Source organism: Oceanithermus profundus DSM 14977 (genome assembly GCF_000183745.1).
Taxonomy (GTDB): domain Bacteria; phylum Deinococcota; class Deinococci; order Deinococcales; family Marinithermaceae; genus Oceanithermus; species Oceanithermus profundus.
In genome coordinates this window covers 1,409,038-1,424,950 of the sequence record NC_014761.1, presented here as the reverse complement: position 1 = coordinate 1,424,950, position 15,913 = coordinate 1,409,038, and the positions used below count along the sequence as shown (strand labels likewise).

The 15,913-nt window shown below is 64.7% G+C and carries 16 protein-coding genes; 5 read left to right on the top strand and 11 right to left on the bottom strand.

What is annotated here, in order from left to right:
- Positions 1-55 precede the first annotated feature (55 nt).
- The 8 genes from OCEPR_RS07030 to OCEPR_RS13200 all read right to left on the bottom strand — a co-directional run bounded on the left by OCEPR_RS07030 (position 56) and on the right by OCEPR_RS13200 (position 7,738).
- Positions 56-1,606 carry a type II secretion system protein GspD gene (locus tag OCEPR_RS07030; protein WP_041554095.1) on the bottom strand — a complete coding sequence of 517 codons (1,551 nt, stop codon included), beginning with the start codon at positions 1,604-1,606 and terminating at the stop codon, positions 56-58.
- A gap of 2 nt (positions 1,607-1,608) precedes the next feature.
- Positions 1,609-2,466 carry a hypothetical protein gene (locus tag OCEPR_RS07025; RefSeq protein ID WP_013458017.1) on the bottom strand — a complete coding sequence of 286 codons (858 nt, stop codon included), beginning with the start codon at positions 2,464-2,466 and terminating at the stop codon, positions 1,609-1,611.
- A complete protein-coding gene (locus OCEPR_RS07020; RefSeq protein WP_013458016.1) occupies positions 2,463-3,053 on the bottom strand; it encodes a type IV pilus inner membrane component PilO in 591 nt (196 codons plus the stop codon). The genes OCEPR_RS07025 and OCEPR_RS07020 overlap by 4 nt, the downstream gene beginning before the upstream one ends.
- A complete protein-coding gene (locus tag OCEPR_RS07015; RefSeq protein WP_013458015.1) occupies positions 3,043-3,684 on the bottom strand; it encodes a flagellar protein FliT in 642 nt (213 codons plus the stop codon). The genes OCEPR_RS07020 and OCEPR_RS07015 overlap by 11 nt, the downstream gene beginning before the upstream one ends.
- Positions 3,677-4,822: a type IV pilus assembly protein PilM gene (pilM, locus tag OCEPR_RS07010; RefSeq protein WP_013458014.1), complete on the bottom strand. Its 1,146-nt coding sequence runs from the start codon at positions 4,820-4,822 to the stop codon at positions 3,677-3,679. The genes OCEPR_RS07015 and pilM overlap by 8 nt, the downstream gene beginning before the upstream one ends.
- Positions 4,823-4,927: 105 nt before the next feature.
- A complete protein-coding gene (locus OCEPR_RS07005; RefSeq protein WP_013458013.1) occupies positions 4,928-5,953 on the bottom strand; it encodes an isocitrate/isopropylmalate dehydrogenase family protein in 1,026 nt (341 codons plus the stop codon).
- Between the two features lie 31 nt (positions 5,954-5,984).
- On the bottom strand, positions 5,985-6,410 hold the full coding sequence (locus tag OCEPR_RS07000; RefSeq protein WP_425357644.1) for a DUF5317 domain-containing protein: 426 nt from the start codon (positions 6,408-6,410) through the stop codon (positions 5,985-5,987).
- Between the two features lie 44 nt (positions 6,411-6,454).
- The gene (locus tag OCEPR_RS13200; RefSeq protein ID WP_342626188.1) at positions 6,455-7,738 is read right to left on the bottom strand and encodes an HD-GYP domain-containing protein; all 1,284 of its coding nucleotides are present in this window, start codon (positions 7,736-7,738) and stop codon (positions 6,455-6,457) included.
- Here OCEPR_RS13200 and OCEPR_RS13160 point away from each other — a divergent pair.
- Together OCEPR_RS13160 and OCEPR_RS06990 are read left to right on the top strand one after the other, a co-directional pair.
- On the top strand, positions 7,714-7,890 hold the full coding sequence (locus tag OCEPR_RS13160) for a hypothetical protein (RefSeq protein WP_245544451.1): 177 nt from the start codon (positions 7,714-7,716) through the stop codon (positions 7,888-7,890). The two genes, OCEPR_RS13200 and OCEPR_RS13160, sit on opposite strands and share 25 nt — an antisense overlap.
- 567 nt (positions 7,891-8,457) lie before the next feature.
- Entirely contained in the window at positions 8,458-9,444 is a 987-nt protein-coding gene (locus tag OCEPR_RS06990; RefSeq protein ID WP_013458009.1) for a tetratricopeptide repeat protein, read from the top strand.
- A gap of 1,087 nt (positions 9,445-10,531) precedes the next feature.
- On the opposite strand, the gene OCEPR_RS06985 is transcribed toward OCEPR_RS06990, so the two are convergent.
- Entirely contained in the window at positions 10,532-10,813 is a 282-nt protein-coding gene (locus tag OCEPR_RS06985; protein WP_013458008.1) for a GIY-YIG nuclease family protein, read from the bottom strand.
- A gap of 1,261 nt (positions 10,814-12,074) precedes the next feature.
- Positions 12,075-12,503 carry an acyl-CoA thioesterase gene (locus OCEPR_RS06980; protein WP_013458007.1) on the bottom strand — a complete coding sequence of 143 codons (429 nt, stop codon included), beginning with the start codon at positions 12,501-12,503 and terminating at the stop codon, positions 12,075-12,077.
- A gap of 51 nt (positions 12,504-12,554) precedes the next feature.
- On the opposite strand from OCEPR_RS06980, the gene OCEPR_RS06975 reads away from it, so the two are divergent.
- The 3 genes from OCEPR_RS06975 to OCEPR_RS06965 are packed head-to-tail and all read left to right on the top strand — an operon-like array spanning position 12,555 to position 14,943.
- On the top strand, positions 12,555-12,911 hold the full coding sequence (locus tag OCEPR_RS06975) for a hypothetical protein (RefSeq protein WP_013458006.1): 357 nt from the start codon (positions 12,555-12,557) through the stop codon (positions 12,909-12,911).
- Between the two features lie 11 nt (positions 12,912-12,922).
- Positions 12,923-14,368, top strand: coding sequence for a 4Fe-4S binding protein (locus OCEPR_RS06970; RefSeq protein WP_013458005.1), 1,446 nt, complete (start codon positions 12,923-12,925; stop codon positions 14,366-14,368).
- Positions 14,365-14,943 carry a hypothetical protein gene (locus OCEPR_RS06965; protein ID WP_013458004.1) on the top strand — a complete coding sequence of 193 codons (579 nt, stop codon included), beginning with the start codon at positions 14,365-14,367 and terminating at the stop codon, positions 14,941-14,943. Before OCEPR_RS06970 ends, OCEPR_RS06965 begins: the two co-directional genes overlap by 4 nt.
- On the opposite strand, the gene hemB is transcribed toward OCEPR_RS06965, so the two are convergent.
- Positions 14,940-15,911, bottom strand: coding sequence for a porphobilinogen synthase (gene hemB, locus OCEPR_RS06960; protein ID WP_013458003.1), 972 nt, complete (start codon positions 15,909-15,911; stop codon positions 14,940-14,942). The genes OCEPR_RS06965 and hemB overlap by 4 nt on opposite strands.
- Positions 15,912-15,913 lie beyond the last annotated feature (2 nt).

Below are 15,913 nucleotides of genomic sequence, written 5' to 3'. Positions count from 1 at the left end.
TTAAAAGGAAACCGCCCCGCTCACAAGGCGGGGCGGCATGGAGGCGGTGCTTGGGTTACTTCTTCGACCCGGCGGCCGCGGCGGTCGCGTCGTTGACGATGTTGGCGGTGATGACGATCAGCAACTCGTTGTCCTCGTTGTTGACCGTCGTCTGCTTGAAGAGGCTGCCGAGGACGGGGATGTGCATCAGCACCGGCACGCCCTGGGTGGTCTTGTCGCGTTTCGTCTTGATGAGGCCGCCCAGCACCACGGTCTGGCCGTTGTCGAGGCGCAGCGTGGTCTCCGACTTCTGCTTCGAGAGCACGTCGACGTCGCCGTCGACGGGGTTGCGCTCCTTGATGTCCGAGACTTCCGACTCCACCTTGAGCACGATCTGACCGTCGGCGGTGATCTGCGGGGTGACGCGGACGATCACGCCGATGTCGTAGGGCACCTTCTCGACCTTGTCGCCCACGACGCGCTTCACGAAGATGGTGAAGCCCGACTGGATGAAGCCGGTCTGGTTGTTGAGGACGGTGATGTTGGAGTCGTTGACGGTGCGCGAGAGGCCCTGCTTCTCGAGCGCCTCGAGGGTGGCGACGATGTTGAGCGAGGCCAGGCTGCGGGTGGCGTCGAAGATCAGCGACAGGCCGTTGTCCACGATGCTGGAGACGATGTTGCCGCCCGAGATCGTGTTCCACTTGAGTCCCAGGTTGCGCACGAGCGTCTGGGTGACCTCCTGGATGCGCACCTGGACGTTCACCTGCTGCACCGGGAAGTCGAGCTTCTTGATCAGCTCCTCGACGAGCTCCAGCTGCTTGGCCGTGCCCGTCACGATCAAGGTGTTGGTGCGGGTGTCGGCCACGATGCTGATCGTGCTCTTTTCGGGAATCGTGGCCTGAACCTGCTGCTCGCCGGCGCCCGCTTCCACCTTGATCTGCGACTGCGCCTGGCGGGCCTGCATGGCCTCGGCCAGCACCTTGGCGGCCTCTTCGGCCTTGGCGTGGGAGAGGCGGAAGGTGCGCTGGAAGATGGGCGGCCCCTCCTCGACCGGAGCGGTGATCTGGCCGAGGATGCGCTGCACTTCCTGCTGCTGCGCGTCGGTGCCGCGCACGGCCAGCACCTGCTGTCCGGGCACGACGGTGGCGACGATGCCCTGCACCTCCTTCATCAGGAACTCCGCGATCTTCGCGGGATCGCCGCTGCGGATGGGGTAGAACTTGCGCACGATCGGCTGTACGGCCTCGCCGCTTTCCGGCGGGGGCGGCGGCGCGGGCTCGGGTTCGCCGACCACCCGCGCGATCACCTCGGGCGGCGCCACCAGGATGACGTCGTTGTCGAGGAGGACGTAGTCCAGCTTGCCGTCGCTGTAGGTGTCGATTAGCAGCTGCCAGAGCTGACGGAAAGGCTTGTCGATCCAGTCGAGGCGCAGCGTGATCGGCGGGATCTCCCGCAGCATGGGGGTGAGGTTGACGCTACGGGCCGCGCCGTCGAGCACGGCCTCGAGGGCCATGCCCCCCGGGCCCGTGCGCACGGTCACGGGCACGTCGAAGCGCGGGTCGTCGGGGAGCGTTCCGGCCAGCGCCAGGCCGAAGATGAGGACGATCAGGGCCAACAGTCGTTTCATACTCATTCACCGCCTCCAAGTTCGAGCGTAAGGGTGTGGGTGCCGCTGTCGTCGACGAGCAGGACCCGTTCAGCCGTTATGGTCTTGACGAGCACGTTCTTGTCGGGGAAGGTCTGACCCACGGGCAGGGCCAGGTAGCCGCCGACGGTCTTGAAGATGGCCACGCTCACCGGCCCCAGGGCGACGCCGTCGAGCTGCAGGCCGTACTGGTTGGCCCACTCGATCAGCGGGTTGGGGGGCGGCGGGGGCGGCTCGGCCGGTGGTGGCGGGGTCTCTTCCGGCTGTTCGGGTGCGGCGGGTTCGGGTTGCGCGGCCTCGAGCGGGGTCTGCGGTTCGACCTCCTGCGCGAGCGGCGTCAGCTTGACCGGCAGGGTGCCCTGCCCCAGGGCTACCGGGGGCGGCGTGACCGTACCGCCTTCCGGCGTGACCACCTTCGGCAGGGGGATGTTGGCCGGAAGCTCCGGTTCGGGCGCGATCGTCACCGGCTGCTGGTTCTCGGGCACCTCCTGCGGCCGGGCGGCGGCCGGCGCCTTGGGCGGCCGCAGCGGCACGAAGGGGTTGGGCGGAACGCTGGCGCTGGCCAGGACCGCTTTCTGCTGGGCCTTACCGGTTTCGAGCGGCACCTCTTCGGGCGCCTCGGTGACCAGGAAGGGGATCGGAAGCACCTGCAGCGCGCGTGCGCTGGTGGTGACCGGCGGTGCGACGGCGGGCTGCTCTGGCGCCTTGGCCTCCGGTTGGGGGGCGGGCTGGTCGGCCTGCGGCGCCGCGGTGGGGCTGAAGAACAGGCTGTACCAGACCGCGACGGCCGCCACCAGCAGGGCCAAGAGAATGAGGATCCGTGTGCTCTGGCTCATCTTCATTGCCCGGCCCCTCCTTCCTGGACGTCCGTGGGCGGGGTGCCCTCGTAGACGTAGACCGTCATGGTCAGGTTTGTGCTAAGGGTGGGGTTGGTGGTCTCGGCGTCGCCGATCGTCATGGCCAGGCCGTCGATCGTGCTGAAGCGCCGCATGGTTTCCAGGCGCTTGAGGAAGACGAACAGCTCGGGGAAGGGCGACTCGAGCGAGAGCGTCACGTTCACGGCGCGCACGTCTTCGACGGGGCTCCCCGCGGGCGAGCGCGAGATCGAGCGCAGGGTCACGCCGGTGGCGTTGGCGCGTTCGGAAAGTGCATCCAGCACCGAAGCGAACTCTTCGCGCGGCGGCAGCGCCTTGAGGAACTCGGCGATCTGGGCCTCGTAGTCGCGGATCGTGGCCTCGAGCTGCGGCTGCGCCCGGCGCGCCGCCAGGCCCCGCTGCTTCTGGATCTCGAGGCGGCCGATCTCGTCCTGGAGCTCCTGGATGTGCGTCTGGGCTCCGGTGTACCAGGTGAAGTACCACGCGCCCGCCGCCAGGAGGCTGAGCACGATCACGATGATCGCGATTTCGCGTTGGCCGATCTTAGCGAGCACTGCGCTCACCCCCCTCGGGCTTGGCGCCGGACTCGGTGATGGCTACGGTGGCGGTGAAGTCGAAGCCGCCGTTTTCGTTGAGCGAGCCCTGCTGGAAGTTGATGCCGAAGTTGGGGTTGTCCTCGAAGGCCTGGACGAATCGGGCCAGCGCGTTCTCGTTGCGGGCCTCGCCCTGCAGGTTGAACTCGACGGCGACGGGCTTGCGGTCGTAGAGGCCCTGTTCCGCGAGGTTGGCCCGGGTCTCCTGGGGCACGAGCCGGGTGTTGACCGAGCGCAGGAAGACCTCGAAGCGGCCGCCCCGGCGGGGGATCTGGTTGATGAAGCGCGCGAGGTTGTCGGACCAGGGGATGAAGCGTGCCTTGATCTCTCGGTCGACGTTGATGATCTTTTCCAGCTCCGCCTTGCGCCGGGTCAGCTCCTGCTGCCGTTGAATGTAGGGCTGCAGGGCCTGGACCTCGATCTTGAGTTTGTCGCGCTCGTCCTCGAGCTGGCCGACCTGGTTGCTCACGCTCATGTGGATCATGGCCACGACGGCGAAGACGACGAGGGGGAAGATGATGGCCGTGAGGCGCCACCAGCCGGGCTCCACCCGCTTGCGCAAGCGCTTGGGCAGGAGGTTGAGTCTAATCAAGCGGATCCACCCCCCTCAGGCCCAGACCCACGGGCACCGTGAACTCCGGGGACAGCCGGTGCAGGTCCGAAACGTCGAACTGCGACTCGTTGATCTGGAGCGCGGCCCAGGGGTTCACCGGGTCGAGCTGCAACCCCAGCGCTTCGCCGAGGATGCCCGGGAGGCCGCGCAGCTTGCTGCCGCCGCCGGAGATGTAGCCCTTGTCGATGTGGATGTCGCCCACCTGGACCCGGAAGAACTCGAGGCTGCGGCGCAGCTCCGTAGTGAAGTCGACCAGGACCGGGCGGATGGCGTCGTACATCCGGGCGGGGTTGAAGCGCTCGCGCTCGGCGTCGAAGTCGAGCAGCGACTCCTCGTCCTCCGTGGGGATCGTGGCCAGACCGAAGTCGCGCTTGACCTCCTCGGCGCTCGAAAAATCGAGGCCGAAGGATTTGGAGATGGCCTCGGTGAAGTCGTTGCCCGAGATGTTGAGGTTGCGGTTCATGAGCAGGCGGTTGCCGCGCGTAAGGACCAGCGAGGAGGACTCGGCGCCCACCTCGAGGAAGACCGTGATGGGCTCGTTGCCCTCGTTGCCGCCGCCGTTGAGGTAGTCCTCCACGGTGCGCAGCCCCGCGAAGGGTTTCACGTCGAGGACCACGGGCTCGAGGTTGGCCTCCTTCAGCGTCTCGACGAGCTGGGTGATGGTCTCGAGCCGGGCCGCGGCGATGACGACGTCGAGCTGGCTGTCGTCGGGAACCTCGGAGGGGGGATCCAAGGGTGCGAAGTCCAGCACGACTTCGTCGATGGGGAAGGGGATGTACCGCTCGGCTTCCCAGTGGATGGCCTCTTCGAGCTCGCGCTCGCCCATCTTGGGCACCTGGATGATGCGGGTGATGACCGCCAGGTTCGACACCCCGGCCACCACGTAGCGCTTGCGGGTCTGCATTTCGGCCATCATCTCGCGCAGCTCGGCCGCGATCGCACTGGGTTCTACGATGTTGCCGCCGTGGATCGCGCCGTGCGGCGTCGGGCGGATCGCGTAACCCTTCAGCGTCGGGGGTGACCCGCTGATCTCGACGAGTTTCAGGTTGCCCGCACCTATTTCGAGACCCAACGCCTCGATACGCGGTTGCAACCATCGGTTTAATAGATTTCGCACGCTTCCCCCCTTCAGGACGTTAGGAAGTTTTACTGGCACTCAGTTTATCACAGTATTCATCTTCACGAAGGTCCTTTTCTACCCCTATTTGAGGGGTCTGTGAATTCATGCCGAAAGGAGCTCCTGCACTTTGGCTGCAACGGCTTCAGCAAATTCCTGCGTCGTCGCCCTGCCGCCCAGGTCCGGGGTGCGCGGCCCCGATTCGAGGACGCGGTCCACGGCTTCCTCGATGACGCGCGCCACACGGCTTTCTCCCAGGTGGTCGAGCATCATCGCCGCCGAAAGGATGGTGGCCGTAGGGTTGGCGATGCCCTTCCCGGCGATGTCGGGGGCCGAGCCGTGCACGGGCTCGAAGATCGCCGCCCGCTCCCCGATGTTGCCGGAAGGGGCGATGCCAAGGCCGCCGACCAGCCCCGCGGTGAGGTCGGAGATGATGTCCCCGAAAAGGTTCTCCATCACCAGCACGTCGAACTGGCTGGGGTCGCGCACCAGCCTCATGGCGCAGGCGTCGACGATGACCTCTTCGATCTCCACGGTGGGGTGGCGCTTCGCGGCGTCGTAGGCAGCCTCGAGGAAGAGGCCGTCGGAAAGCGGCAGCACGTTGGCCTTGTGCACCAGCGCCAGCTGCCCGCGGCGGCGCTCGGCCAGCTCGAGGGCGAACTCCACGATCCGGTACGAGGCGTCGTAGGTGATGACGCGGTCGGCGATGGCCACGCGCCCCCGGGCGTAGCGCCGCTCCTGCTCGACGTACAGCCCCTCGGTGTTTTCACGCACCACGATCAGGTCGGTACCCGGGGTCGCGCCGGGCACGGGGTGGTACTTGGCCGGGCGCACGTTGGCGAACAGGTCGAGGCGGCGCCGCAGGTAGCGGATCGCTCCGAAGAAGCCCTCGACCTTCTTGGTGGGGCTCGTCGCCGCCCCGAACAGGGTGGCGTCGGAGCGTTCGATCTTCTCCACCGTTTCTTCGGGCACCGAGGTGCCTATTCGCTCGAAGGTTTCCCAGCCGGCCTCCGCTTCGTCGAAGACGAAGCTCAGTCCGGTGGCTTCGAGCACGGTGCGTGCCGCGGGGATGACTTCGTGGCCGATGCCGTCGCCTTCGATGAGGGTGATCTTGTACACGCGGTTCTCCATAGCTCTCCTTTTGTATTCTATTTGGCTGGCTTCAGGCGCGCCGGTTGCGGATGACCCGCTGGGTGGCCTCGGGGAAGAACAACAGCACCGCAATGAACAGGAACGCGTCGCCCGGGCTGATCACCTTCTTGAACCAGGGGAGGGGGATGACGTCCGTGAGGAACCACAGCCGCGTATCCGGGCCGATCAAGTTGTGCACCGCGTCGCTCGAGGTCTGCATGAAGCGCAGGAACCCTTCCAGCCCTGCCGCGATCAACGCGTCGGCCGAGACCGGCATCTGCCCTCCGTTGGCCGTCATGGCGATGGTGTTCAGCAGAAGCCCGAAGGCTGCGAGCCAGATGGTGCGCAGATGGCGGTTCTGCCACAGGCCGTAGCCCACCAGGACGACCACCGCGGTCTTGGCGATGGGGGCCGCCACCTGCGGCGCGATCCAGCCCGTGGAAGTGGACCACGCCAGTCCGCCTTCGATCAGCGCTGCAACGATGAAGGCCCAGGCCGCCTTCAGCTCGATTTCTGCGAAGTCTCGGGCTCGCGCTCCAAAGAGGGCGGCGAGGAAGACTCCAACGAGGGCACTTTCGAGGAATAGAGTCGTAGGAACACCTCCCTGTCGCGCCAAGCGGGGTTGGTCTCCCAGATCTCCCGGAACAGGCGGACGAGTTTGGGGTCGAACTGGATGCCGGCCAGGTCTTCGATCTCGCGTAGGGCGTCTTCGGGGGTCTTGGCCTTTTGGTAAGGCCGGCCGGCCGTCATGGCCTCGTAGGCGTCCGCCAGCCCGACGATACGCGCCCACAGGGGGATCTCCTGCCCTGCGAGGCCTTCGGGGTAGCCGCGGCCGTCCCAGCGTTCATGGTGGTACTTGATGATGTCGAAGGTCTCGCTCAGGTATTCGGAAGCGGGCTCGAGCAGGCGCACGCCGTACTCGGGGTGCTTCTTGATGATGTTGTACTCTTCTTCCGTCAGCGAGCCCGGTTTGAAGAGGACGGCGTCGGGGATGCCGATCTTGCCGATGTCGTGGATGCGCGAGCCTTTCTCGATGGTGTTGACCTGAGCGGCATCCAGCCCGTAGGCGCGGGCCAGGGCCGAGGCGATGGCGGTGACGCGTTCCGAGTGGAGGAAGGTGTGGGAGTCCTTGGCGTCGATCGTGTTCGAGAGCAGGTCGACGGTCTTGTTGAAGGCTTCGCGAAGTTTGACGACCTCGTCCCAGTGGAACCGGGCGTAGTAGAGGGGGATGAGGAAAAGGATAACGGCCCAGCCACCCCAGTTCCCAAGCAATGGCGGGTTTGCGTTGTATAGCCTTGCCAAAAGTAAAGAAACAGGCGTCATCAACATGTAGCTAAAAACAATCCATCCAAAGTTATGAAACCAAATATCCTTTATTGGCATCCTTGTACTTATATGCACAGCTAGCGACACCAAGGAGATATTAATAATAAAATTAGCAATAGATGCTAATATAATTGCTACCATTTGAGTTATATTAACGTCACTAATATAAATTGGTATATTATTGTAAATAAAAGTAAATACAAATGCTGCACCTGCGGCCGCCAATAACGATTGCAATCTGTTAAAAAAATCTTTATACCAAGTATAAGAAAAATCTTCTTTTGTTAAATTAAAAATAGAAGGATTAATATAAAATAGAAAAATTAATAATGGAACGACCCATGGCGGGAAAATAATAATAGCAGCGAGGACGAAGATAAATAAGTGAGAAAAGCTTGCATATGCAAGAAGCTTAACCTCAGCAAACTGTGCCCATGCAAACAGAGCGCCCCAAAACAAAATATCGTAAATATGGAACTGAAATGCTGCGGATCTCTCTATGCCAACAGAATAATGCCATAAAAAGTAAACTGATGCTGCGGATAGAGCCGTTAGCGCTACCAGCAGCGCTGAAATTGCTGCAGGTGGTTTTGATGTCCAAAACCGCATGACTGAATAATACATGAAATAAATGGGGGTTAGTACCCCCATTTTTAGGTATTAAGATTTTACTTCCAGCTTGCGTTGGCACCAGCAGCGATACCGAGGGCCACCAGGCTGAGGATCAGCGTGAACAGTTTCGCGAAAGTCTTCTTCATCATCATTCCCCCTTCGTAAGGTTCCTTCTTCGTTCGCTTCCGGGGTTGCCCTTTTGGGTCTTCCCCCTTGCCTGACTTCAGGCTAGCATATGCTGGTATATGTGTCAACTGGAAATAGCAAATATATATTGGGTAAAAAACGTGAAGATACGACAAATCTATCAGAAAGCATAGTAATAGCATAGTGCTGAAGATATGCACAGCACCAGCTGTTCCTAAATGGCTTGTGTGTGAAAAAATGTATTGCTCCTGGTAGCGATACCACGCTCACAAGTTAATGAACTTGCAGGAACAAATAGGAACGCTTATCCCCCATTTGGGGGTATTTTACTACACCCAAGCGCGGTATAAAAAGGGTTTCCCCCGCGACCGCCTCCGCCGGGGGCTTCCGACCTCGCCGGGTCTGGCTATGATGGGCGCATGATCGTGCTTCCCAGCCTGGGCCCGCTGCACCTGACCCAGCCTCGTTACAACGCCGTAAGCCTGCTGCGCCAGGTGGAACACCGCAGCCCGCAGGTCGTCTACCTCGCTTCGTACAGCCCCGAGGGCCTCGAGGCCAAGGTCTGGCGTGACCAGCAGGACCTCGCGCTCTTCGTGCTCGAGCCGTGGGCGGCCCGCCGGGGGGTTGGGCTCGTGGCCCTGGGGGAGCGCGCGGAAGCCCTGCAAGCCGAAGCCGAGCACTTTCTCGAATACCTGGGCAGCATGCCCCGTGGCGAGGAGGCCAAGCGGCGCTTTACCGAGGCCGACCGCCAGATCGTCGAATACCTCTCCGTACCGCGTTTGCCGGAGGAGTACGCCTCCGAAAGCTTCCTGTCCGGTTTGCGTGAGCGCTTGGGTGCCGTACGCGAACTCGCGGGGGAGGGGCCCGCAACCGGTTTTCGCGAAGAGCGCATGGCGGCGGTTGCGGCCCGGCTCGCCGAGATGGACACGGACGCCGCGGTCGTTCTCGTCGACGTGCTCGACTACCCGGTCCTGCTCGAGCGCCTTGGGGCGGCCGTGGGGCCGGTTCCCCTCGAGCCCAACGAGGCCGAGCGTGCGCGCGCGGTGATGGACAGGGCCTGGCGGCTCGAGGAAGACGACGCATGGGGCAACCTTCTGGGCCAGCTGATGGAAATCGGGGAGGCGGAGGCCCGCTTCCTGGCGGCGCAGGTCTACCTGGCCGCCGGACAGGCCGAAGACGCGGTGCGGCTCATGGAAGAGGTTTCGCGCGGCGACTTTTCGACGCCGGAATACCTTCCGGGTTACCTGCTCGCACGCCTGGGCCAGCTCTACGACCTGACCGGGCAGCGGGACCGCGCCTTGAGGGCCTACCGCGGGGTGCTCGCCCTCTCCTGGGCCCCTGCGGAGGCGCGCGAGATCGCCGCGGCCGGGCTGCGAACACCCTTCCGCCCGAACCCGGAAGGCTAGCGTCCAGACACTCTGGGAGCCGCTTCGGTTCCAGTCGCGGTGTTCGTGCGGCCAACGACTTTCGGGGTGTAAAGCCCCCGGCTGCTCCGACGGGGCTCCAGCTTACCTAGATCCAGAACTTCACAGCGCGCGGCTCAGGAACCAAGAGCCTCATGATCTGCTGCATCCCCCAGCGTTTGTACATTTTTCGGTGCATGGGAACCCTGAATCACGTCCAGGGCAGCCTCCGCGTCCCGCGCTCCGTGGGCGCTTGTCCGGGGTGGTGGGGGTTTCGCCCCGCCCGCGAGACCCTGAATCTCATCCAGGGCAGGCCCCGGATCTCGCTTCGCTCGTCCGGGGTGACGAGGACTTCGCCTTGCGCCAGAAAACCAACATCTAGCCCGCCGTGCGAGCTTGTCCGGGGGGGACGAAGGGGGCGAGGTGGCACAAAAAACCCCGTCGTTCCGGATAAGCGGGCCGCAGGCCCGCGCGATCCGGAACCCCTCAGCGCGCGTTGAGGTAGTTATACCTGAGCAAAACAGCACCTGCGCGATCCCGGATCAAGTCCGGGACAGGCCCCGGATCAAGTCCGGGACAGGCCCCGGATCAAGTCCGGGACGGGCCCGGAACCTCACAGCGCGTAATTCATCAGGAGCTTCGGAACCTTGCAGGAGGCCCCGACCATGGCACAGCCTTCTAACAAAACAGCACCCACGAGACCCCGGGTCGCGCGCCCTTCGGGCGCTTGCCCGGGGTGACGAAGGGTGGGTCCACAAGAAAACTCGTCGTTCCGGACGAGGAAACCGCAGGTTTCCGAGATCCGGAACCTCGCTGCGCGTTGAGCTCATGCGTCGCGATTAAAACTACGTCCGCGCGATCCCGGATCAAGCCCGGGGCAGGTCCGGGACCCCCACTGCGCGCGTTGGTTTAATATGGCGCACACATCGAAGAAGGCGACGCGATCCCGGGCCCCAAGTGCGTGGCCACGACTTCGAAGCGGAGTGGCTACACAGGCGAACGGTATTAAGTACATGCCCCCATTGATGCTGGGTTCGCGGGCGAACTACGGTGTTTAGGCGTTCATGTTATGGAGGTTGAGCTAAATTTATCAGAGCTCTCCCCAGAGGTCGTCCCAATCGGGGTTGGCGGATTCGATGAGAGCAATCTTCCAGGCGCGCTTCCAATTCTTGAGCTGCTTCTCGCGGGAGATGGCCGATTCCATGGTGGGGTGCGCTTCGAAGTACACCAGTTTGTGGACGCCGTACCTCCTGGTGAACGCAGATCCAATGCCCTCTTTGTGCTCCCAAACACGCCGTTTGAGTACAGCGGTAACGCCGATGTATAGCACCCCGTTTTTCCGGCTCGCAAGGATATAAACCGCTGGTTCCATTGGGTGGTTTGATTTTACGCCAGCGCCCTTTGGTCGGGGCAGGCGGAAGGTTGATTCTGCTCGCGGGTCTTATGGTTCCGCTTGCTCGGTACGTCGAGGTTCTCCTTAGGGCCCCACGCGATCCTGAATCAAGTTCAGGACGGGCCATTAATCAAGTTCAGGGGAAGCCCTGAATCTCGTCCAGGGCAGGCCCTGAATTGAGTTCAGGGCAGGCCCCGGGTCGCGCACCCTTCAGGCGGCTTCCTGGGGGACGGGAGTTTTTCGTGTCGCCCGCGAGACCCTGGATCTCGCCCCTGCGGGGCTCGTCCGGGGTAACGAAGGGGGCGAGGCGGCATCAGGAAACCCTGTCGTTCCGGACAGGGAACCGCAAGGTTCCTGTGATCCCGAATCAAGTTCGGGACAGGTCCCGGTCAAGCCCGGGACATGTCCGGAACCTCGTCTCGCGCAATTCAGGAGCTTTGGAGCCTCACAAGCGGCTGAGGCCGTCGAGACCCCGGATCTCGCTTCGCTCGTCCGGGGTGAGGGAAGTTCACTGCACCCACGAGACCCCGGGTCGCGCGCCCTCCGGGCGCTTGCCCGGGGTGACGAAGGGGGCGAAGCGGCATTAGGAAACCCACGTCGTTCCGGACAAGCGGGCCGCAGGCCCGCGCGATCCCGGATCAAGTCCGGGACAGGCCCGGAACCCCGACGCGCGCGCAGAAGCGATCGGGCGGCTTCCACGGGGCGGTATCAGATCGGGTGCATGGCCGATCCCTCTCCCCACATCAAGGAAGGCGAGCATCTTTCGCGGACCACGAGTTAAGCCCGGAGCGATTCCTGACTTCGTAGCCTCGCTTTACGTTAGTGGGTGGGGTTCGACTGCAGCACCCGCGAGGCTCTGAATCAAGCTCGGGACAGGCCTTGAATTAGGTCCAGGACAGGTCCACGTCGTGCGCCCATCGGGCGCTTATCCGGGGTGACGAAACAATAGAGTTATATACAGGAAAAACCCGTCGTTCCGGACGAGGAAACCGCAGGTTTCCGAGATCCGGAACCTCGCCGCGCGCGTTGAGTTAGTAAGGCTTGATCCAGCGGTTCCCGCGCGATCCCCGATCAAGCCCAGGACAGGCCCCGGATCGAGTCCGGAGGCGTGACGCGCGCGGCTCACAGGCTTGGGACTTGCCTCCACGAACCCGAATCTCACTTGCCTCGCAGTCCCCTTCGGGATGATGAAAGGTCAGGACCGGCCCAGGGTGGCCGCTGGGGTAAAGGGCTGGAACGGCTAGGCGGGTTTGCGCCCTACCCGTGCCTCGACGGCGAGGATGCGTTGTTTTAGTTCGTCGGGCAGGGGCGCCCCGCGTCCGCCGGCGACGTAGGCCTGCACGGTTACACCGTCCGCAGCGGGTTCGCCGTCGGCGAGAACCAGGTACTCCATCGTGTAGCTCTTGTTTCCGAAGCGGGCGACGCGGCAACCGACCCGGACCTTCTGCCCCAGCACGATGGCGCGCCGGTAGTTCACCTCGGCGCGCGCCACCACGACGCTGTCGTCCCGAGAGGTCCACCCCAGCTCCGCAAAGTAGGCCACCCGGGCCTGCTCGAAGTAGGTGAGGTACACGGCGTTGTTGACGTGGTTGAAGGTGTCGAGGTCGCGGTAACGTACGTCCACCTCGACCACGATGGGAAATTCGGCGAGCGGGTCCACGGGGCTCATTTTACCGGCGGCTTCATCGTTTCCGCGCGTGAGGGTGCTAAGCTGGGGCGGATGCGAAGCGCAGCCCTGTTCGTGACGCTGGTCCTGCTGCTGGCGGCTTGCAAACCCACGAAAGCCGAACCCCTGGACGCCGACGTGTCCATCACCCCCTGGCCTCCCCAGGTGCGGCCGTCGTTGATCGCCGTCCGCATCCCGGCCTCGCTGGACGTGGTGAGCGTCAAGGTGGTGGGGGACATGACCCACGCGGGCATGATTCCCGTGGAGGCGGAGGCGAGCCGCGACGAGGACGGCGTCTGGCGGGTGCGCGACTTCGATCTCAACATGCGCGGCGACTGGATCCTGACCGTCACGGCCAAGGACCGGCAGGGGAAGAAGTACGTCAAGGAAGTTCGCTTTACGATCCGGTAAAGGGGGCCCCGTTGCGAATCGACCTGTTGCGACTGCCCATCGTCGGACGATTCGTCCGTTGGCGCTACAGCCGTTTTGCGCTGCAGCTGCCCCTGCTGCTGCTCGCCGCGCTGGCCATCTACGACGGCTTCGTCGGCCGGCAGCTGGCGCCCAAGAACCTGGCGACCGTGTCGGTTTGGCTGCACTATCGGGGGCTGCTGGTCCTGGTCATCGCGGTGCTCGGCAACCTGTTCTGCAGCGCCTGCCCGCTGATGCTGACCCGCGGGCTCACGGAGCGGCTGCGCCGGTTCGCGCCCCGGCTTTCCTGGCCGCTGGCGCTGCGGAACAAGTACTTCGTCATCGCCTTTACCTTGGTCTACCTCTTCGCCTACGAATACTTCGACCTCTGGGCCAGCCCCTGGTTGACGGCGTGGTTGATGGTCGGCTACTTCGGTGCGGCGCTGGTGATCGACACGCTGTTCCCCGCAGGCACGTTTTGCAAGTACGTGTGCCCGCTGGGCAACTTCAACTTCACCCTCTCCACCGCCAGCCCCACCCGCATCGGCGTCCGGGACCGCCAGGTCTGCCTGGACTGCGAAGGGCACTACTGCGTCAACGGCCGGGTGGACGCCGCCGAAGGGCCGTTGCCGCTGGCTTTCAACACCGATGCCGAGGGCACTCGCTACCCGGGTTGCGAGACCAAGCTGTACGCCCCGCAGATCGAGAGCAACTTCGACTGCACCCTCTGCTTCAACTGCGTGCGCGCCTGCCCCTACGACAACGTGACCTGGGAGACGCGCAGCCCCGCCCGCGAGTGGACGGGCGCACGTTATCGCCTGGACTACGTTTTCCTTGGGCTGCTGCTCTTCTTTGCCGGGTTCATGAACGCGTTCGCGATGATCCCCGCGTACTACGACCTGGCCGAGAAGGCCGCGGCGCTGCTGCGGACGCAAAGCGAAGCGTTGCTGCTGATGCTGGCCTTCGTGCTCTGGGTGGGCGCGGGTCTGGGGCTGACGTGGCTGGTGGCCCGCCTCTCCGACCGCATCGCGGGTTTGCGCGACCCCGGACTCGCCCCGCTGCGCCGGTGGGGGGCGGCCTTTCTGCCGCTGACCTTCGCCATGTGGGCCGGGCACTACGCCTACCACTTCCTGACGGGTTGGGCCACGATCGTTCCCGTGACGCAGCAGGCGCTGGGCAACCTGGGCCTGCCCGTGGGGGAGCCCAACTGGCAGCTCGCCGCGTTGGTGCCGGAGAACCTGCTCTACCCTCTGCAGGTGGGGATCCTCTACCTGGGCCTGATGGGTTCGGCCTACGCGGTCTTCGCCCGCGCGCGCAAGCTCGGCCGCCTCCGCGCGGCGTTGCCGATGTTCGCCTACCTGGTGTTGTTGGTGGTCTTGACGCTTTGGGTGCTGGCGCAGCCCATGGAGATGCGCGGCACGTTGCTGGATCCGGGAAGCCAGCCGGGAGGGTTGAAATGACGCTGAAACGCTGGAGATGGACGGTGCTGTTCGCGTTGCTGGGGGGGATCGCCTGGGGGCACGCCGAACCGGTGCAGGTGGTGGTGGTGCTGACGCCGGCGGGGCCGGAACTCAAGATCGACGTGCAGATGGTGGGGGAGGTCAGCACCCTGCCCATCCGCGGTGCGGTGGTGGAGGCGCGCCTCTACGCGCGCACCCCCGAACTGCAGAAGCTGCTCGACGAGGGGGGCGGCTCGGTTTCCCAGGCCGGCGACCCCGACCTCCTGGGCGCGCCGCTGGCCAGCGTTCCGCTCGAGGAACCCAAGGAAGGCGGGTACCGGGGGGCCCTGCCCACTTTGCCGCCGGGGGACTACGTCCTGGCCGTGGTGGACACCACCTTCAAGGGGGAGGCCGCGGTGGCGGCCAAGCCGCTGCGCCTGCCGCCGCCGCCCACGGGGGCGACGCTGGCGCTCGAGCTCCCCGAGACCTCGACGCCCAACCGCTACCTGCTCTACGCCCTGCTGGGCCTGGCGCTGCCGGCGCTCGTGGGCATCGGCTTCGCCCTCGCCGCCCGGGGCGAGCGCAGGGAGGGCTAGCCCTCGAGCAGCCAGCGGGCGGCGTCCGGGGCGAAGTAGGTGAGCACGAACTGGGCCCCGGCGCGGCGCAGGGCGACGAGCGACTCGAGCACCACCCGGCGCTCGTCGATCCAGCCGTTCAAGGCGGCGGCCTTGACCATGGCGTACTCGCCGGAGACGTGGTAGGCCGCCAGCGGTTTGTGGAAACGCTGTTTGAGCAGCGGCAGCACGTCCAGGTAGGGGAGGGCCGGCTTGACCATGAGCATGTCGGCCCCCTCCCGGTCGTCGATCTCGGCCTCGCGCAGGGCGTCCCAGTACCCGCCCGCAGGGTCCATCTGGTAGCTGCTGCGGTCGCCGAAGGCGGGCGCGCTGTCGGCGGCGTCGCGGAAGGGGCCGTAGAAGGCCGACGCGTACTTGACCGCGTACGAAAGGACGGGGGTGCCCGCGAACCCTGCGTCGTCGAGGGCGGCGCGGATCGCGGCCACCTGTCCGTCCATCATGGCGCTGGGGGCGATCACGTCGGCCCCCGCGCGGGCCTGGCTCACGGCCGTCTTGGCCAGGAGCTCGAGCGTGGCGTCGTTGTCCACGGTTCCTTCGTGCACGATGCCGCAGTGGCCGTGATCGGTGTACTCGCAAAGGCAGGTGTCCGCCATGACGAGCAGGTCCGGGTGTTCGGCCTTGATGCGGCGGATGGCCTCCTGCACCAGGCCGTCCTCGGCGTAGGCGCCGCTGCCGGTGGCGTTCTTCTCCTCCTGCGGGAGCACGCCGAAGACCATGATGCCGCCGAGCTGCAGGTGCACCGCCTCGGCGGCGGCGGTCATCAGGCTGTCCAGGGAGTGCCGCAGCTGCCCCGGCATCGAGGCGATGGGCTCCGGATCGGCGCCGCGGTGCACGAAGAGCGGCCAGACGAGGTGACGGGGCTCGAGGCTGATCTCGCGTACCAGCCGGCGCATGCTCGGGCGTAGGCGCAACCTGCGGGGGCGTTCCATGC